Consider the following 18455-nt stretch of genomic DNA (forward strand, 5'->3'; position numbering starts at 1 on the left):
TGACGGCGCCGCTCTCCACACACGGCGCCTTCGGCACGCACGCCCCCTACACGGAATGGGCCCGCTTCCCATGGCTTTGGTTCCCTCCCTCGCTTCCACGCTCGACCGGCGCATCGCGGACGCGCTCTCGGCGGCCCTGCCGGAGGCCGGCACCGCCGACCCCTTGCTGCGACGGAGCGACCGGGCGGACTTCCAGGCCAACGGCATGCTGGCGCTGGCCAAGAAGCTCAAGGGGAACCCGCGCGAGCTGGCCGGCAAGGTCGTCGCGAACCTGTCGGCGGACGAGCTGATCGCGGACGTCGAGGTGTCGGGCCCGGGCTTCCTCAACGTCACCCTCACCGACGGCGCGATCCTGCGGACGCTGGCCGCGCGGTACGCGGACGACCGCCTGGGCGTGCCCTTCAAGGAGCACCCGGGCACCACGGTCATCGACTGGGCGCAGCCGAACGTGGCCAAGGAGATGCACGTCGGCCACCTGCGGAACTCGATGATCGGCAACTCGGTCGTCAAGACCCTGGAGTTCGTCGGCGAGAAGGTCGTCAGCCGCCACCACATCGGCGACTGGGGCACCCAGTTCGGCATGCTCATCCAGTACCTGATCGAGCACCCGCACGAGCTGGACCACGAGGGCGAGATCTCCGGCGAGGAGGCGATGTCCAACCTCAACCGGCTCTACAAGGCGTCCCGCACCCTGTTCGACTCCGACGACGCGTTCAAGGCCCGCGCCCGGCGCCGGGTGGTGGACCTCCAGGCGGGCGACGAGGAGACCCTCGCCCTCTGGCAGCGGTTCGTCGACGAGTCGAAGATCTACTTCTACTCGGTCTTCGACAAGCTGGACGTGGCGATCCGCGACGAGGACATCGTCGGCGAGTCCGGCTACAACGACATGCTCGCCGAGACCTGCCGCCTCCTGGAGGAGTCCGGCGTCGCGGTCCGCTCGGAGGGCGCGCTGTGCGTCTTCTTCGACGACGTGAAGGGCCCGGAGGGCAAGCCGGTCCCGCTGATCGTCCAGAAGTCCGACGGCGGCTTCGGCTACGCGGCGACGGACCTGTCGGCGATCCGCGACCGGGTGTTCAACCTCAAGGCCGACACCCTGCTGTACGTGGTGGACAGCCGCCAGTCGCTGCACTTCAAGATGGTCTTCGAGACGGCGCGCCGGGCGGGCTGGCTGACCGGCGACACCCAGGCCGTGATGCTCGGCTTCGGCACGGTGCTGGGCAAGGACGGCAAGCCGTTCAAGACCCGTGAGGGCGAGACGGTCCGGCTGGTGGACCTGCTGGACGAGGCGATCGACCGGGCCACGGCCGTGGTGCGCGACAAGGCCGAGAAGGTCGGTCTGTCGGAGCGGGAGATCGTGGAGAACGGCCGGCACGTGGGCATCGGCGCGGTGAAGTACGCCGACCTGTCCACCTCCGTCTCCCGTGACTACAAGTTCGACCTGGACCAGATGGTGTCGCTCAACGGCGACACCTCCGTCTACCTCCAGTACGCCTACGCGCGGATCCGCTCGATCCTCCGCAAGGCGGGCGAGGTCGCCCCGGCCGCCCACCCGGAGCTGCCGCTGGCCCCCGCCGAGCGGGCGCTGGGCCTGCACCTGGACCAGTTCGGCGAGATCGTCACCGAGGTCGCCACGTCGTACGAGCCGCACAAGCTGGCCGGCTACCTGTACCAGCTCGCCTCGCTGCTGACGACGTTCTACGACCAGTGCCAGGTGCTCAGCGACGAGAACGCGCGGGAGGTCGTGGAGAACCGCCTGTTCCTCGTCGACCTGACCGCCCGCACGCTGCGGCAGGGCATGGCGCTGCTGGGCATCCACACGCCCGAGCGCCTCTGACGGCTCACCTCCCGGGGGCCCCGAGCTCGAACCAGATCAACTTGCCGACCAGCCCCTGGGGTTGGTCCCGGAGCGCGAACCCGCCCCAACTGTCGGCACACCGCCGGACGATGCCGAGCCCCCGGCCCTGCTCGGCCTCGGCCCCGGCCGCGTCGGCGGCCCCGACGGCGTCCAGGGCGGGCATCCGCGGATTGGTGTCCCAGACGGCGACCCGCACCCGGTCGCCGTCCCGCCGCACCCGCACGGACGCGGGCCCGTCGGAGTACCGGTAGGCGTTGGTGACCAGCTCGGACGTCAGCAGCTCGGCGGTGTCGGCGAGTTCGAGAAAACCGTGCTCCTCCAAGATGGTGCGGAGGGTGCGGCGGGCGATGCATGGTGCCATCGGGTCGGAAGGGACCTGGAGCGTGTATTCCCAGTCGTCGGCGAGATCCGGCTCATGACTCATGCACGCCTCCACAGAGTGAGCGACCTGACACGCAGAGTAGTCATGTTCGGTTTGCGGACGCCAGGGGTGTCCGGATTCGCGGAGAGATGACCTGTGTGGGTGACACGGGAGGTTTGAAGCGGTGTCCCAAACACCGCAGGCGCGCTCGGGGGTGCGGGGGCTCGCCCCCCCCCCCGCAAGAAACGGTGAAAGGGCGGGGCCAGGGCACCCCCAAGGCGTCAGCCGAGCCGCCGAGCGACCTCCGTCGCCCAATACGTCAGGATCATGTCGGCACCCGCCCGCTTGATCCCGGTGAGCGTCTCCAGAATGGCCCGCTCCCGGTCGATCCACCCATTGGCGGCCGCCGCCTCGACCATCGCGTACTCCCCGGAGATCTGGTACGCCGCGACGGGGACGTCCACCGCCTCCGCGACCTTGGCGAGCACGTCGAGGTAGGGCATGGCCGGCTTGACCATGACCATGTCGGCGCCCTCGTCGAGGTCGAGCGCGAGCTCGCGCATCGACTCCCGCAGGTTCGCCGGATCCTGCTGGTACGTCTTCCGGTCCCCCTGCAACGAGGACCCGACGGCCTCCCGGAACGGCCCGTAGAACGCGGACGCGTACTTGGCGGTGTAGGCCAGGATGGACACGTCCTCGTGCCCGGTCTGGTCGAGCGCGTCCCGGATGACCCCGACCTGACCGTCCATCATCCCGCTGGGCCCGACCACGTGAACGCCCGCGTCGGCCTGCACCTGCGCCATCTCGGCGTACCGCTCGAGAGTGGCGTCGTTGTCGACCCGCCCGTCGGAGTCGAGCACACCGCAGTGCCCGTGATCCGTGAACTCGTCCAGACACAGGTCGGACATGATGACGAGCTCGTCACCGACCTCGGCCTTCACATCGCGGACGGCGACCTGGAGGATGCCGTCCGGATCGGTACCCGCGGTACCGACGGCGTCCTTCTTCTCCTCCTCGGGCACACCGAAGAGCATGATCCCGGAGACCCCCGCGGCCACCGCCTCGACGGCGGCCCGGCGGAGCGTGTCGCGGCTGTGCTGCACGACCCCGGGCATGGCCGAGATCGGCACCGGCTCGGTGACGCCCTCCCGCACGAAGGCGGGAAGGATCAGGTCGGACGGGTGCAGGCGGTACTCGGCGACCATCCGGCGCATGGCCGGGGTGGTGCGGAGCCGCCGGGGCCGGGCCCCCGGGAACGTGCCGTACGTGGTGCTCAACTCCGTGCCCTCCTACGCGATCCGGGCCGCCGCTCGCTCGGGCGCGTGACCGGGTCCCCGGCCTCGATCGCGGCGTCGCGCCGCGCGGCCCCGAACTCCGCGAGCGCCTCGGCGAGCTTGTGCACCGAGGGCTCGGGCGACAGCACGTCCACCCGCAGCCCGTGCTCCTCCGCGGTCTTCGCGGTGGCGGGGCCGATGCAGGCGATGACGGTGACATTGTGCGGCTTGCCGGCGATGCCGACCAGGTTCCGCACGGTGGACGAGGAGGTGAAGAGCACGGCGTCGAAGCCGCCGCCCTTGATCGCCTCGCGGGTCTCGGCCGGCGGCGGCGAGGCGCGCACCGTCCGGTAGGCGGTGACGTCGTCCACCTCCCAGCCGAGCTCGATCAGACCGGCCACCAGGGTCTCGGTGGCGATGTCGGCGCGCGGCAGGAAGACGCGGTCGATCGGGTCGAAGACCGGGTCGTAGGGCGGCCAGTCCTCCAGCAGCCCGGCGGCCGACTGCTCGCCGCTCGGCACCAGGTCCGGCTTGACGCCGAACTCGATCAGCGACTTCGCGGTCTGCTCGCCCACGGCGGCGACCTTGATGCCGGCGAAGGCACGGGCGTCGAGCCCGTACTCCTCGAACTTCTCGCGGACGGCCTTGACCGCGTTCACGGAGGTGAAGGCGATCCACTCGTAGCGGCCGGTGACCAGGCCCTTGACCGCGCGCTCCATCTGCTGCGGGGTGCGCGGCGGTTCCACGGCGATGGTCGGCACCTCGTGCGGCACGGCGCCGTACGAGCGGAGCTGGTCGGAGAGCGACGCGGCCTGCTCCTTGGTGCGCGGCACCAGGACGTTCCAGCCGAACAGCGGCTTGGACTCGAACCAGGACAGCGGCTCGCGCCGCTCGGCCGCGCTGCGCTCGCCGACCACGGCTATCACCGGCTGGCCGCCGTCGGGCGACGGCAGCACCTTGGCGGCCTTGAGCACCTGGGCGATGGTGCCCAGGGTGGCCGTCCAGGTGCGCTGGCGGGTGGTGGTGCCAGCGACGGTGACGCTCAGCGGGGTGTCCGGCTTGCGGCCGGCCGCGACCAGCTCCCCGGCCGCCGCGGTGACGGCGTCCAGGGTGGTGGTCACCACGACGGTGGCCTCGCTCGCGCCCACCTCGGACCAGCAGGTCTCGGAGGCGGTCCGGGCGTCGACGAACCGCACGTCGCCGCCCTTCGGGTCGCGCAGCGGGACGCCCGCGTAGGCGGGCACGCCGACGGCGGTGGCGATGCCGGGGACCACCTCGAAGGTGATGCCCTCGGTGGCGCAGGCGAGCATCTCGTCGGCGGCGTTCCCGTCGAGGCCCGGGTCGCCGAGCACCGCACGGACGACCCGCTTGCCGCCGCGCGCGGCCGTCATGACAAGATTGGCGGTGTCCCTGAGGACAGGGATGTCGGCGGCCTTTGACACCTCGTCAGGGACCGGCTGCGCGGGCATGTCCACATGCGCGCGCGCATGTGCGCGCACCACCTCCAGCACCTGTGGGTCGGCGATCAGGACGTCCGCGGACGCGAGCGCCTCGACGGCGCGGAGCGTCAGCAGTCCCGGGTCTCCGGGGCCCGCACCGAGGAAGGTGACGTGCCCGTGCGCGGGGTGGTTCGGGGCGGTGGGGTTCAATGTGCTCGCTCCCCCATAAGACCGGCCGCACCCTTGTCCAGCATGTCGGACGCGAGCTCGCGTCCGAGGGCCAGGGCGTCGCGGTGCGACGCGGGAACGGGACCGGTGGTGGACATCTGCACCAGCGTCGAGCCGTCGGTGGTGCCGACGACGCCGCGCAGGCGCATTTCGGGTACGTTCTGCTCGTCTCCGTTGGGGTATCCCCTGCTCGAGCGAAGTCGAGAGCTTGGGGAAAGGTCGGCCAGCGCACCGACAGGTGCGGAGCAGCCGGCCTCCAGGGCGGCGAGCAGGGAACGCTCGGCGGTCACGGCGGCCCGGGTGTACGGGTCGTCGAGCTCGGCGAGCACGGCGGCGAGCGGCGCGGCGGTGGCGGCGCACTCGATCGCCAGGGCCCCCTGGCCGGGGGCGGGCAAAACGGTGTCGGGCGACAGGAACTCGGTCGCCACGTCGATCCGGCCGAGGCGGGTCAGCCCGGCGGCGGCCAGCACGACCGCGTCGAGTTCCCCGCCGGTGACGAAGCCCAGCCGGGTGTCGACGTTGCCGCGGACCGGCACGGTCTCGATCTCCTTGCCGAGCGTCCGGGCCCAGGCGTTGAGCTGGGCCATGCGGCGCGGCGAGCCGGTGCCGATCCGGGCGCCGGCCGGCAGTTCCTCGAAGGACAGGCCGTCGCGGGCGATCAGTACGTCGCGCGGGTCCTCGCGGCGCGGTACGGCGGCCAGGACCAGGTCGTCGGGCTGCGCGGTCGGCAGGTCCTTGAGCGAGTGGACGGCGAAGTCCACCTCGCCCGCGAGCAGCGCGTCGCGCAGCGCGGAGACGAACACGCCGGTGCCGCCGATCTGCGCCAGGTGCTCGCGCGAGACGTCCCCGTAGGTGGTGATCTCGACCAGCTCGACCGGGCGGCCGGTCAGCCGTCGCACCGCCTCGGCGACCTGCCCCGACTGGGCCATCGCCAGCTTGCTGCGCCGGGTCCCCAGGCGCAGCGGGGCGGTGGTTGTGCCGTTCATGCCGACTCCCGTGCGTTGTTCTTGGTGTCGAGCCGCGCGTCGGCCCGGCTGACGGCGGCGACCGCCTGCGGGTCGAGGTCGAAGAGCTCCCGCAGGGCGTCGGCGTAGCCGGCGCCGCCGGGGGTCGCGGCCAGCTCCTTGACCCGCACGGTCGGTGCGTGCAGCAGCTTGTCGACGACGCGGCGGACGGTCTGGGTGATCTCGGCGCGCTGCTTGTCGTCCAGCCCGGGCAGCCGCCCGTCGAGCCGGGCGATCTCACCGGCGACCACGTCCGCGGCCATGGTGCGCAGGGCGACCACGGTCGGGGTGATGTGGGCTGCGCGCTGGGCGGCGCCGAACGCGGCGACCTCGTCGGAGACGATGGTCCGCACCCGGTCGACGTCGGCGGCCATCGGCGCGTCGACCGAGGCCTCGGCCAGCGCCTCGATGTCGACGAACCGCACACCGTCGATGCCGTGCGCGGCGGCGTCGATGTCGCGCGGCATGGCGAGGTCGAGCAGGGCGAGGCGGGTGCCGCCGGCGCAGTCGGCGTCGACCGCGCAGCCCGGCCGGCCGGCGAGCGCGGCGGTGACCGCGTCGGCCGTGAGGACCAGGCCGGTGGCACCGGTGCAGGAGACGACGATGTCGGCGAGCGCCAGCTCCTCCGGCAGGACGCTCATCTCCACGGCGCTCGCGGTGACCTTCCCGCCGGTACCGGGCTCGGTCAGGATCTCCGCCAGCCGCCGCGCCCGCTCCAGGGTCCGGTTGGCGACGGCCACGTGGGCCACGCCCGCGCGGGCCAGGGTGGCGGCGGCGAGGGAGGACATCGAGCCGGCGCCGATGACCAAGGCGCGCTTGCCCGCGGCCCACTCCTCGACGGACGGACCGTCGTGGAGCTGCTCCAGGCCGAAGGTGACGAGCGACTGCCCGGCCCGGTCGATGCCGGTCTCGCTGTGGGCGCGCTTGCCGACCCGCAGGGCCTGCTGGAACAGGTCGTTGAGCAGCCGGCCGGCGCTGTGCAGCTCCTGGGCCAGGGCGAGGGCGTCCTTGATCTGGCCGAGGATCTGGCCCTCGCCGACGACCATCGAGTCCAGGCCGCAGGCCACCGAGAAGAGGTGGTGGACGGCCCGGTCCTCGTAGTGGACGTAGAGGTGCGGGGTGAGCTCGTCCAGCGCCACGCCCGTGTGGCGGGCGAGCAGGGTGGACAGCTCGGCGACACCGGCGTGGAACTTGTCCACGTCGGCGTAGAGCTCGATGCGGTTGCAGGTGGCGAGGACGGCCGCCTCGGTGGCCGGCTCGGCCGCGAGGGTGTCGTGCACCAGCGCGGCCCGGGCCCCGGGGGTCAGGGAGGCCCGCTCCAGCACGCTCACCGGCGAGCTGCGGTGGCTGAGACCCACGACGAGCAGGCTCATGCCGGCATCACGGCGGGGACGTCCCCGTCCGGACCCTTCCTGCCGTCACGGGCCGCCGTGGCGGCGGCCGGACGGGTGCTTCCCGGTCGCGAAGGACCGGCCTTGGCGACCGGGCCGGGCCGGCTGTCGTCCTCGCCGGCCTTGCGCTGTTCGTGGAAGGCCAGGATCTGGAGTTCGATCGACAGGTCGACCTTGCGGACGTCGACGCCCTCCGGCACCGCGAGCACGGTCGGCGCGAAGTTGAGGATCGAGGTGACCCCGGCGGCCACCAGGCGGTCGCAGACCTGCTGGGCGGCGCCGGCCGGGGTGGCGATGACGCCGATGGAGACGCCGTTGTCGCTGATGATCGACTCGAGTTCGTCGGTGTGCCGCACGGGCAGGCCGGCCACCGGCTTGCCCGCCATCGCGGGGTCGGCGTCGATCAGGGCCGCGACGCGGAAGCCGCGGGAGGCGAAGCCGCCGTAGTTGGCGAGCGCGGCGCCGAGGTTGCCGATGCCGACGATGACGACCGGCCAGTCCTGGGTGAGGCCGAGCTCGCGGGAGATCTGGTAGACGAGGTACTCGACGTCGTAGCCCACGCCGCGGGTGCCGTACGAGCCGAGGTAGCTGAAGTCCTTGCGCAGCTTGGCGGAGTTGACTCCCGCAGCCGTCGCGAGCTCCTCCGAGGAGACCGTGGGGACCGAGCGCTCGGAGAGCGCGGTCAGCGCGCGCAGGTACAGCGGAAGCCGGGCGACGGTGGCCTCGGGAATCCCTCGGCTTCGGGTCGCCGGTCGGTGAGTTCGGCCAGTTGCCACGGTGCTCCTGCGGGTAGAGCGGGGCTGCGGGCGGCGCCCTGTCCCAGGACCGCCCCGTCGTATGCAGGCTATGTCTTTGTGAACGCGTGCACAAAGATGGTGTCCGCTTTGTCCGTGCAAAGTGACAGGCGTCACGCGGTCTTTCGGCCCGTTCGGGGAACCATTGACGGGATGGCGTCGACAACCACGCACGTCACGCCCGCACCAGGGGTCGGCTGACGGGGACACGGGCGATCACTCCTCACCGCTATACCCCCGGACACCTACAAATCGCCCATGATGGTAGTCGACTCAGGCACCCAATCGCCCCGCGCGGAAGCCGCCCGGAGCGACCGCCCGGCCCTCGCGTCCAGGGCCCGCCCGGCCCCCTCCCCGCCCGAACGGCCCCCTCCGGCCCCGGCACAATGACGTCATGAGTCTGCTGCGCCGCCGCAAGAACCCCGCGGACCACGTCGTCACCCTCGTCGGCAAGCCCGGCTGCCACCTCTGCGACGCCGCCGAGGCCGTGATCGCCGAGGTCTGCGACGCGCTGGGGACCCGCTGGGAGAAGAAGGACATCACTCAGGACGAGGAGCTGCACCGCAGGTACTGGGAGCAGATCCCGGTCGTCCTGATCGACGGCGAGCAGCACGACTTCTGGCGCGTGAACCCGGACCGGCTGCGCAAGGCCCTGGGCGGCTGAGCTCGGCCACGCGCGCGTGACTGTGTGACGCTACCGACACGTATCGTTCACGCCAGGGCTCCCGGGCCGTCCTGATCACTCCGAACAAACTGGCTATGCTCGCGGCATGGCCCACCCGTCGCCCGACCGCCGTCCCGGCAGGAGCCCCTTCGCCGGGCGCCTCGAGTTCCGCTGGCTGTCCTGGCTCACGTGGCTCTCGCCGCGCCGCTACGCCACCGCGCGCAGCGTCCGGGCGGGTGAGGCGGCGGCCGAGGCCGCCCGCAAGACGGTCCAGGAGCAGGAGGCCCGGGAGGCGGCCCCGGCCGGCGTCGAGGAGACGCCCGCCGCGACCGGCGAGACCCGCGCCACGACCGGGAAGAAGGGCGCGCGGGCCGCGGAGCCGGAGTTCCCCGTCGCGGGCGACGCCAAGGCCGCGGCCTTCTTCGACCTCGACAACACGGTGATGCAGGGCGCCGCCCTGTTCCACTTCGGCCGCGGCCTCTACAAGCGGCACTTCTTCCGCAAGCGCGAACTCGCCCGGTTCGCCTGGCAGCAGGCCTGGTTCCGGCTGGCCGGCAACGAGGACCCCGCCCACATCCAGGACGCGCGCGACAGCGCCCTGTCGATCGTCAAGGGCCACCGGGTCTCCGAGCTCATGGCCGTCGGCGAGGAGATCTACGACGAGTACATGGCCGAGCGCATCTGGCCCGGCACCCGCGCCCTCGCCCAGGCCCACCTGGACGCGGGCCAGAAGGTCTGGCTGGTGACGGCGGCCCCCGTGGAGACCGCGACGATCATCGCCCGCCGGCTCGGCCTGACCGGCGCCCTCGGCACCGTCGCCGAGTCCGTCGGCGGCGTCTACACCGGCAAGCTCGTCGGCGAGATGCTGCACGGCCCGGCCAAGGCGGAGGCCGTCCGCGCCCTGGTGGCGGCCGAGGGCCTGGACCTCTCCCGGTGCGCCGCGTACAGCGATTCCGCCAACGACATCCCGATGCTCTCGCTGGTCGGCCACCCCTGCGCGGTCAACCCGGACGCCCGGCTGCGGCGCCACGCCCGGGAGCACAACTGGAAGTTGCGCGATTACCGCACCGGCCGCAAGGCGGCCCGGATCGGCATCCCGGCCGCCGTCGGCCTGGGCGCCCTGGCGGGCGGCACCGCCGCGGCCGTCGCCCTGCACCGCCGCCGCCGCTGACGCGCCCCGGCCGTCTCCACGGATCCCCCGGCTCCCGAAGGCCCGCCGCCGTTTCCGGACCGTTCCGGCGCCTGTTTCCCCGAGCCGCCCGGACCCGGCCGTCCGGGCCGCCGTCACCGGATCGAGCGATCACCCAGGCGAGCCGCAGACGTCCCACGCGCCACGCTGCGTAACCGGCGTTCCCCCACAGGCAATCCGGTTGTCATACCCCCACACAGCCCCCGACAGTCCTGCCGTGTCCGGATTGCCACAACACGCTGCCCAATCGACCACACGCACAGCAAATACGGTCAACTTCCGCTGTCAGTTCGATATTTGAACGTGCAGCAATAGGTGGAAGTGCGAACGGAAACGATGATTTGAGCAACTCGGTGTAGTGCTGCCTGTACGAAGGGTTATTCTCCTCAGACGCAATCCGGTACCTCGCTTGTCCCTACGTCGAGTGAACGCACCGGCACTGCACGTGATGGAAGCTCTGCCTCTGGGAGTCCCGTGTACCCACACGTCGGGGTTGACGCCTCGGGCCTGGCTACGCTGCGCGCAGCGGTCGTCGACCGCCTGCGCGGCTTCGTCCCCACCGCGTACGCCGTCCCCGCCTTCGCCACACCCGTCCCCGCGGTAGCCGTTGGCGCTGCCGGGCAAAGGAGCCCCTGCTACGCCCTCGCCGAGGCCGGCGCCGCCGTCGGCAGACGCACCCGCCGCGGCGCCGCGGCCACCACGGCCACCACCACTACGACGCGCCGCCCCAGCGCCGACAGCGACAGCGCCCGCATGCTGGACCTCGTCGAGCGCGCCCAGGCCGGCGAGGCCGAGGCCTTCGGCCGGCTCTACGACCAGTACGCGGACACCGTCTACCGCTACATCTACTACCGCGTCGGCGGCCGGGCCACGGCCGAGGACCTGACCAGCGAGACGTTCCTGCGCGCCCTGCGCCGCATCGGCACCTTCACCTGGCAGGGCCGCGACTTCGGCGCCTGGCTGGTCACCATCGCCCGCAACCTGGTCGCCGACCACTTCAAGTCCTCCCGGTTCCGCCTGGAGGTCACCACCGGCGAGATGCTCGACGCCAACGAGGTCGAGCGCAGCCCCGAGGACTCCGTCCTCGAATCCCTGTCCAACGCCGCCCTGTTGGAGGCGGTGCGCAAGCTCAACCCCCAGCAGCAGGAGTGCGTCACCCTGCGCTTCCTCCAGGGCCTGTCGGTCGCCGAGACCGCCCGGGTCATGGGCAAGAACGAAGGCGCGATCAAGACCCTGCAGTACCGGGCCGTCCGCACCCTCGCCCGGCTCCTCCCCGACGACGCCCGCTGAGACGCCGCCGACTCCCGGTGAGACGCCGCCGGGACCCGCCGGCCGGCCGCCCCGACGGCCCGCCCGCGACGGCGGCGCGTAACCCGACTGCCACGCCGCTCGTTGTGCGGGATGCAGACTTCCCGCTGTCGCGCCATGCCCGCACACACTCACTCGTTCGAGTGGATGCACTCAAGGCGTGCAACCTCCAGGTGTCCGGGGGAGTCGATTCGTCATGACGAGAGGAGGTGCCGCCTGTGATCGCGAACGTTTCGGCGCACCGGCGGGCGAACGCCTTCGCCCAAGCCCTGGAGGAGCAGGAACTCCAGGGCGAGGCGGCCGTACGGACCGACCCACCGGTGGGCGAGGCCGAGCGGGAACGGCTGCTGAGCCTGGCGGGCGGACTCGCCGCGCTGCCCGCTCCGGAGCTCGATCCGGAGGTACGGACCGTGCAACGGGCGCAGTTGATCGCCGCCATGGAGGCCCAGTTCGCCGGGGGCACCGCGACGGTGCCGGAGCCCCGGAAGGCCTCGGCGGCGGCCGGGACCACCGGCCGGGGAGCCCACCGGGCCGGCCCGCTCGGCCGGCTCAAGCCGCGCTCCCGCTGGTCCAAGGGGCTGGCGGCCGGCGGGCTCACGGTGGGCGTCGCGGCCGGAGCGCTCGGCGGAGTCGCCGCCGCCAGCTCCAACGCCCTTCCGGGCGACACCCTTTACGGGCTCAAGCGCGGCATGGAGGACCTCAAGCTCGGCATGGCCGACAGCGACTCCGAGCGCGGCGGCATCCTCCTCGACCAGGCGTCCACCCGCCTCCAGGAGGCCCGCCGGCTGATGGAGCGGGACCGCTCCGGCCACCTCGACCACGAGGAGCTGAGCGAGATCCGCAGGACCCTCACGGGCATGCGCCAGGACGTCTCCGAGGGCCACCGCCTGCTCCGGGCCGCGTACGAGCACGACGGCTCCCTGGGCCCGCTGCGGCGGCTCTCCTCGTTCACCGCCTCGCACCGCGAGGGCTGGAGCCAGCTCCGCGACCGGCTGCCGCTCCCGCTCACCGACGTCCGGGACGACGTCAGCTCGGTCTTCAGAGCCATAGACGACGAGATCGAGCCGCTGCAGTCGCTGATCCACGACAAGGACCGGCACGAGAACGGCGGACGGCACGCCACCGCCACCCCGCACACCGACCACCGGGGCACCCCGGGCCACAGCGCCCCCGCGCCCCACACGTCGGCGAGCGGCGGCGGCAAGCACGCCTCACACCGCCCGGCGGCGCCCTCCCAGAGCGCCCAGGACGAGCAGGAAGGGCTGCTCGGTGGCACGGGCCTGCTCCACCCGCCCGCTCCGTCGGCGGAGAGCCCGACCGGTACCGCGCCGCACGGCAGGGACGGCAAGCCGTCCAAGCAGCCGGACGTCACCCTCCCGCCGCTGCTGCCGGACATCCTTCCCGGGCTCGGCATCCACGGCGAGGAGCAGAAGTAGCGGTCAGGGCCTGACGTGACGCGGCGGCCGGTGTTCCACGGGGAACACCGGCCGCCGTTCTCGTGCCCGTACGAGCGGGCCCGGTTCCCCGGGCGGGCGCGATCCCCGGGTGGGCGCGGGCAAGGGCAGGCCGCCGCGGACGGGGTCGGGAAGAACGCGGACGGGGTTCAGAAGAACACGGACCGCCGCTGCACCAGCAGCTTGTAGAGGGTGTGCTGGATCGTCTCCCGCACCTGATCGGTCAGGTTGAACATCAGCATCGGATCGTCCGCCGCCTCCGGCGGATACCCCTCGGTGGGCACCGGCTCCCCGAACTGGATCGTCCACTTCGTCGGCAGCGGCACCGCGCCCAGCGGCCCGAGCCAGGGGAACGTCGGCGTCAGCGGGAAGTACGGCAGCCCCAGCAGCCGCGCCAGCGTCTTGGCATTGCCGATCATCGGGTAGATCTCCTCGGCCCCGACGATCGAGCACGGGACGATCGGCGCGCCGGCCCGCAGCGCCGTCGAGACGAAGCCGCCCCGGCCGAAGCGCTGCAACCGGTACCGCTCCGAGAACGGCTTCCCGATCCCCTTGAAGCCCTCCGGCATCACGCCCACCACCTCGCCGCGCTCCAGCAGCCGCTGCGCGTCCTCGGCGCAGGCGAGGGTGTGACCGAGCTTGCGGGAGATCTCGTTGACCACCGGCAGCTTGAAGACCAGGTCCGCGGCGAGCATCCGGACGTGCCGCGCCGCCGGGTGGTGATCGTGCACGGCGACCTGGAGCATCAGCCCGTCGATCGGAAGCGTCCCGGAGTGGTTGGCGACGACCAGTGCCGCGCCCTTCTCCGGAATGTTCTCGATGCCCCGCACCTCCACCCGGAAGTACTTCTCGGCGAACGGGCGCAGGGCGGAGAGCACGACCTGGTCGGTGAGTTCTCGGTCGAAGCCGAACTCGTCCACCTCGTAGTCGCCGGTGATCCGGCGGCGCAGGAAGTTCAGCCCGTGGGCGAGCTTCCGCTCCCAGCCGTCCGCGGCCTCCCGTGCGGCTCCGGAGGCCTCCGGAGCGGCGTCCGCCGCGGCCGGCTCCTCCGGCTCCTCGCGCGGCGGCGGGACGGGCGCGAGGGGCGCCGCGGCGGCCCGCGGGGTACGGCCGCCCGTGGCGCCGCGCCGCGACCGCCGCCGGGACCGCGGCTCCTCGCCGAACGGGATGACCTTCGCGTCCGCCATGGTGCGTGCGCTCCTCACTTCAGGCCGCGGCCGGCAGGCACCGCGGCGGCGATCCGGTCGACGGTACGGGCGAGGGTGTGGGGCGGCAGCAGACCGGTGCCACGGCTCCGGGTGAAGTCGGCGAAGGCCCCCGCCGAGGTGTACCGGGGGTGGAAGCCGAGCGTCTCCCGCATCTGGGTGGTGTCCACGACACGGCCGTGGGTGAGGAGCCGGATCTGCTCCGGTGAGAAGTCCAGCATCCCGACGGCCCGCAGCGCGGAGCCGGCCCACGTGACGCTGGGGAGGAAGAACGGCAGGGTGGGGCGCCCGAGGCGTCTGGCGGCCTGTGAGAGCAGGACGACGCCGTCGCCCGCGATGTTGAACGTCCCGCTGTTGAGCGTGCCCCTGGCGGGCTCCGAGGCGGCGATCCGCAGCACCTCGACGGCGTCGTCCTCGTGCACGAACTGCAGCCGGGGATCGAAGCCGAACACCGTGGGCAGCACGGGCAGCGAGAAGTACTCGGCGAGCGGCGAGTCGGCGCGAGGGCCGAGCAGGTTGGCGAAGCGCAGCACGCACACCGCCACGTCGGGCCGCCGGCGGGCGAACCCGCGGACGTACCCCTCGACCTCGACGGCGTCCTTCGCGAAGCCGCCGCCGGGCAGCGACTTGGGCGGCGTCGCCTCGGTGAAGACCGCCGGGTCACGGGGCGCCGAGCCGTAGACGCTCGTGGTGGACTTCACGACCAGCCGCCGCACGGAGGGGGTCTTCTGGCAGGCACCCAGCAACTGCATGGTGCCGATGACGTTGGTCTCCTTGACCGTGCCCCGACTCCCCCGGCCACTGCCGCGCTTGCCGAGCGGGGTGCCGCTGACGTCCATGTGGACCACGGTGTCGACCGCGTACTCGGTCAGCACCCGGGCGATGGCGGGCTGCCGGATGTCGGCCCGGACGAACTCGGCCCCGCCCAGCCCGTGCTCGGGCGGCACCGCGTCCACCGCCACGACCCTCTCGACGCCGGGCTCCCGCAGGATCCGGCGGACGAACCGGCCGCCCAGCCGGCGTGCGACTCCGGTGACGAGCACCACCCTGCCCAAGGTCAGCGCCTTCCCTTCCGTGGGGATGTCTCCCACCCGCTCACGGGTGCCCCAGGTCCGGCCCCGGGCGCCCTGTGGCGGCCACCGTAGCGGCTCGCCGTCGCGCTGTGACGTGCGCTCGTCGCGGGGAGCGACATTTCCAGCCGCGTGGACCGCCGTACGCGGCGTGGGAGGCCCCGCCCGGCCCGACGGGCCCCATGGGCCCCGCGAGCCTCTCGGGGCGCCGTACACGCCGTACCCGCCATACGCCGTGCCGCGCCTCCCGGGACCGGATGCACCGCGGCCGGGTGAACTCTGCCCGGATGACCTGCGGCCGGGTGCACCGCAGCCCTCCCACCGCCGAGGCGGTGGGAGGGCTGCGGGACGAACACAGCGATGCTGCTTACTTCTTGTTGCGGCGCTGAACGCGAGTGCGCTTGAGCAGCTTGCGGTGCTTCTTCTTGGCCATCCGCTTGCGCCGCTTCTTGATAACAGAGCCCACGACTACCCTCGCTTACATCGATTCACTCGGTGCGGGGCGTCCGAGCCCACACGACCTACATCGGGCCAGCCTACCCGGCACCGGGCGAACAGCGTAATCCGAGGTCCTCGTCAGGCGGTTTCCACCCCCACAAATGACTCACGGAGGTACTCGTGCACCGCCTGCTCTGGGACCCGGAAGGACCTACCCACCCGGATCGCCGGCAGATGACCACTGTGCACCAAGCGGTACACGGTCATCTTGGACACGCGCATCACCGCGGCGACTTCCGCCACGGTCAGGAACACGACCTCGTTGAGAGGCCTTTCGCCAGCAGCCATGACACACCTGAACCTTCCGCACATGACGCGCACCGGCTTCCCCTCCGGTGACTCCTCGTCGCTGCGCGCTCACTCCCCAGATTAGGGGCGGGTGATGCGAGTGGGGAAGAGGAGCAGCCATCGGCCGCCTACCGTGACAGACACGCTCGATTGAGTACATAGCGAGTAAGCGGTCGGTAGTAATCAGACCGCACAGTGTCATCAAGCGGAACGGCCACGGACACCCTCCCCTCGGCCTCCCCGACGAAGACCGCGGGGTCGTCGGAGTCCGCCAGTCCGACGGCCTCAAAACCCAGTTGACCTGCCCCGCAGACCCACCCGTGGTCCCCGATGACCAGGGCCGGGAGGGGGCCCCCGGCATCCGCCGCGGCGGCCAGCGCGGTACGAAGCGGGAGGGGTGAATGCGTGTGTGCGCCCGGCTCGTTCGCGGTGGCGCGCGCGCCGGGTTCGCGCACCATCGCGACTCCCCGGACGTAGTCAAGGTTGTATGTGCGTACGCCAAACCGGGTCGTTATGTCGATACTTCGACCCTGCGCCGGGGTGAGGACAGCACATCCCGCCGACGACAAGCCTGCGGCCAAACCGGCGTAGAAACCCAGGAGCCGGTGGGGATGACCGGTACCGATCAACACCGGAGCGCCCGCCGCGGCGACCGTGGCGAGGCGTTCCGCGAAGGCACGCAGCGCCACCAGTGTTCGATCCGGATCGATCACATCATGCCCGGAAGTCTGTTCAGGATCGGCTGAAACTCCACACCTTTGGCCCATCAGCCGTAACAGTTCCTCGTAGCGCCAGTCACCTTCCGGCTCCAGCCCCATCAGCACCGCGGGATCCCCGGCCACGAACCTCCGGTACCGGTCGAGGCTCCGCTCCCGGGTGGTGGCCACGACCCCGGCGAGACCGGCGGCGAGCAGATGCGCGCGCAAGCGTTCCACGCACGGGTAACGGAGGTGGGCGGCGGCGGGGTACGGGAGGGCGGGGTGCGGGGTGCGGGCCCAGGCCGGGGGGTGGCGCGCTGGGGGCTCAGGGCCGGCTGGGGCGTCGGGGCACCGGTCTTAAGAGAGCAGGCCGAGCTCAGGGGAGCAGGCCGAACTCATGGGAGCAGGCCGTGGGCCGGGAAGACGGCCCGCCGGGTCGCCAGGATCGCCTGGTCCAGCCGGTCCGCCGGGTCGTAGCCGTGGGTCGTGAAGTCCCGCCATTCGGGCCGCGGTCCGTCGGTCATCCGCAGCGGCCCCCACTGGCGGGTGCGCCGGTAGACCTCGTGCCGCCAGTCCTCCGGGACGGCCGTTCCGGGCTCCAGGGGCCGGCCGGCGGCGACGGCGCACAGGTGGGTCCAGGACCGTGGCACGACGTCGACGACCGCGTATCCGCCGCCGCCGAGGGCCACCCAGCGCCCGTCGGCGTGTTCGTGGGCCAGGGCGTGGCAGGCCTCGGCGACGAGGCGCTGCGCGTCCAGGGAGACGGTCAGGTGCGCGAGGGGGTCCTCGAAGTGGGTGTCGGCGCCGTGCTGGGTCACCAGCACCTGCGGGCGGAAGGCGGCGAGCAGCTCGGGGACGACGGCGTGGAACGCCCGCAGCCATCCCGCGTCCCCCGTCCCGGCGGGCAGCGCCACGTTGACCGCGCTTCCCTCGGCCTCCGGGGCGCCGGTCTCCTCGGGCCACCCGGTCTGCGGGAAGAGGGTGCGGGGGTGTTCGTGCAGCGAGACGGTGAGGACCCGGGGGTCCTCCCAGAACGCGGCCTGGACGCCGTCCCCGTGGTGGACGTCCACGTCGACGTAGGCCACGCGCTCGGCGCCTAGTTCGAGGAGCCGGGCGACGGCGAGGGCGGCGTCGTTGTAGACGCAGAAGCCGGCGGCGGCCCCGGGCATCGCGTGGTGCAGCCCGCCGGTGAAGTTGACGGCGTGCAGGGCCTCGTCACTCCACACGGCCTCGGCGGCGGCGACGGACTGCCCGGCGATCAGTGCGGCGGCGTCGTGCATGCCGGCGAAGGCGGGGTCGTCGGCGGTGCCCAGCCCGTAGGCGGGGTCGGCAGCCCGCGGGTCGGCCGACGCGGCCCGGACGGCCTCGATGTAGTCCTGACGGTGTACCAACCGGAGAGTCGACTCCCCGGCCGGCTTGGCCGCCACCACGCGCATCGTCTCGTCCAGGCCGAACGCCTCGACGAGCCGCATGGTGAGGGCGAGCCGTACCGGATCCATGGGGTGCCCCGGTCCGAAGTCGTAACCGGTGACCGCTTCATCCCACATCAGTTGTGCGCGACCGCTCATGACGGTCATGCTATCGGGAAACGCAAAAAAGCCGTAGGCCCTGAATCGATATCATATCGATTCAGGGCCTACGGCTTTATCAAATTTAGTTCGGCGGCGTCCTACTCTCCCACACGGTCCCCCATGCAGTACCATCGGCGCTGAAAGGCTTAGCTTCCGGGTTCGGA

17 protein-coding genes and 1 rRNA gene are annotated in these 18455 nt (G+C 72.1%); 5 read left to right on the forward strand and 13 right to left on the reverse strand.

Annotated features, from left to right (window positions below):
- Nucleotides 1–70 precede the first annotated feature (70 nt).
- Entirely contained in the window at nucleotides 71–1834 is a 1764-nt protein-coding gene (gene argS, locus ACZ6X9_RS21750; protein ID WP_469779604.1) for an arginine--tRNA ligase, read from the forward strand.
- A gap of 4 nt (nucleotides 1835–1838) precedes the next feature.
- On the opposite strand, the gene ACZ6X9_RS21755 is transcribed toward argS, so the two are convergent.
- From ACZ6X9_RS21755 to ACZ6X9_RS21780, 6 genes are all read right to left on the reverse strand, one after another.
- Nucleotides 1839–2279 (reverse strand): ATP-binding protein, encoded by a 441-nt coding sequence (locus ACZ6X9_RS21755; protein WP_469779605.1) that lies wholly within the window; start codon nucleotides 2277–2279, stop codon nucleotides 1839–1841.
- 218 nt (nucleotides 2280–2497) lie between these two features.
- Nucleotides 2498–3493, reverse strand: a complete 996-nt coding sequence (gene hemB / locus ACZ6X9_RS21760) for a porphobilinogen synthase (protein ID WP_469779606.1) — start codon at nucleotides 3491–3493, stop codon at nucleotides 2498–2500.
- Nucleotides 3490–5139 carry a bifunctional uroporphyrinogen-III C-methyltransferase/uroporphyrinogen-III synthase gene (locus ACZ6X9_RS21765; RefSeq protein WP_469779607.1) on the reverse strand — a complete coding sequence of 550 codons (1650 nt, stop codon included), beginning with the start codon at nucleotides 5137–5139 and terminating at the stop codon, nucleotides 3490–3492. The genes hemB and ACZ6X9_RS21765 overlap by 4 nt, the downstream gene beginning before the upstream one ends.
- Complete coding sequence (hemC, locus tag ACZ6X9_RS21770) at nucleotides 5136–6143, reverse strand: hydroxymethylbilane synthase (RefSeq protein WP_469779608.1); 1008 nt, start codon at nucleotides 6141–6143, stop codon at nucleotides 5136–5138. The genes ACZ6X9_RS21765 and hemC overlap by 4 nt, the downstream gene beginning before the upstream one ends.
- A complete protein-coding gene (locus tag ACZ6X9_RS21775) occupies nucleotides 6140–7534 on the reverse strand; it encodes a glutamyl-tRNA reductase (protein WP_469779609.1) in 1395 nt (464 codons plus the stop codon). The genes hemC and ACZ6X9_RS21775 overlap by 4 nt, the downstream gene beginning before the upstream one ends.
- Complete coding sequence (locus ACZ6X9_RS21780; RefSeq protein WP_469779610.1) at nucleotides 7531–8328, reverse strand: redox-sensing transcriptional repressor Rex; 798 nt, start codon at nucleotides 8326–8328, stop codon at nucleotides 7531–7533. The genes ACZ6X9_RS21775 and ACZ6X9_RS21780 overlap by 4 nt, the downstream gene beginning before the upstream one ends.
- Before the next feature lie 412 nt (nucleotides 8329–8740).
- On the opposite strand from ACZ6X9_RS21780, the gene ACZ6X9_RS21785 reads away from it, so the two are divergent.
- The 4 genes from ACZ6X9_RS21785 to ACZ6X9_RS21800 all read left to right on the forward strand — a co-directional run bounded on the left by ACZ6X9_RS21785 (nucleotide 8741) and on the right by ACZ6X9_RS21800 (nucleotide 12943).
- Nucleotides 8741–9010 carry a glutaredoxin family protein gene (locus ACZ6X9_RS21785; protein WP_469779611.1) on the forward strand — a complete coding sequence of 90 codons (270 nt, stop codon included), beginning with the start codon at nucleotides 8741–8743 and terminating at the stop codon, nucleotides 9008–9010.
- Between the two features lie 175 nt (nucleotides 9011–9185).
- On the forward strand, nucleotides 9186–10181 hold the full coding sequence (locus ACZ6X9_RS21790) for an HAD family hydrolase (RefSeq protein WP_469779649.1): 996 nt from the start codon (nucleotides 9186–9188) through the stop codon (nucleotides 10179–10181).
- A 492-nt stretch (nucleotides 10182–10673) separates the two neighbouring features.
- Nucleotides 10674–11489: an ECF subfamily RNA polymerase sigma factor, BldN family gene (locus ACZ6X9_RS21795; protein ID WP_469779612.1), complete on the forward strand. Its 816-nt coding sequence runs from the start codon at nucleotides 10674–10676 to the stop codon at nucleotides 11487–11489.
- Nucleotides 11490–11725: 236 nt separating this feature from the next.
- Entirely contained in the window at nucleotides 11726–12943 is a 1218-nt protein-coding gene (locus ACZ6X9_RS21800; RefSeq protein WP_469779613.1) for a DUF5667 domain-containing protein, read from the forward strand.
- Between the two features lie 167 nt (nucleotides 12944–13110).
- On the opposite strand, the gene ACZ6X9_RS21805 is transcribed toward ACZ6X9_RS21800, so the two are convergent.
- The 7 genes from ACZ6X9_RS21805 to rrf all read right to left on the reverse strand — a co-directional run.
- Nucleotides 13111–14148: a lysophospholipid acyltransferase family protein gene (locus tag ACZ6X9_RS21805; protein WP_469779614.1), complete on the reverse strand. Its 1038-nt coding sequence runs from the start codon at nucleotides 14146–14148 to the stop codon at nucleotides 13111–13113.
- A 14-nt stretch (nucleotides 14149–14162) separates the two neighbouring features.
- The gene (locus tag ACZ6X9_RS21810) at nucleotides 14163–15221 is read right to left on the reverse strand and encodes an NAD-dependent epimerase/dehydratase family protein (RefSeq protein ID WP_469779650.1); all 1059 of its coding nucleotides are present in this window, start codon (nucleotides 15219–15221) and stop codon (nucleotides 14163–14165) included.
- Nucleotides 15222–15603: 382 nt separating this feature from the next.
- A complete protein-coding gene (locus ACZ6X9_RS21815; RefSeq protein WP_003948845.1) occupies nucleotides 15604–15702 on the reverse strand; it encodes a 30S ribosomal protein bS22 in 99 nt (32 codons plus the stop codon).
- A gap of 110 nt (nucleotides 15703–15812) precedes the next feature.
- On the reverse strand, nucleotides 15813–16022 hold the full coding sequence (locus ACZ6X9_RS21820; protein ID WP_154080489.1) for a helix-turn-helix domain-containing protein: 210 nt from the start codon (nucleotides 16020–16022) through the stop codon (nucleotides 15813–15815).
- A 128-nt stretch (nucleotides 16023–16150) separates the two neighbouring features.
- Nucleotides 16151–16948: a phosphatase gene (locus ACZ6X9_RS21825; protein WP_469779651.1), complete on the reverse strand. Its 798-nt coding sequence runs from the start codon at nucleotides 16946–16948 to the stop codon at nucleotides 16151–16153.
- Between the two features lie 167 nt (nucleotides 16949–17115).
- Nucleotides 17116–18288: an acetoin utilization protein AcuC gene (locus tag ACZ6X9_RS21830; RefSeq protein WP_469779615.1), complete on the reverse strand. Its 1173-nt coding sequence runs from the start codon at nucleotides 18286–18288 to the stop codon at nucleotides 17116–17118.
- Nucleotides 18289–18376: 88 nt separating this feature from the next.
- A 5S ribosomal RNA gene (gene rrf, locus ACZ6X9_RS21835) occupies nucleotides 18377–18455 on the reverse strand; the annotation flags it as partial.

The organism is Streptomyces sp. NPDC052910, assembly GCF_055585605.1.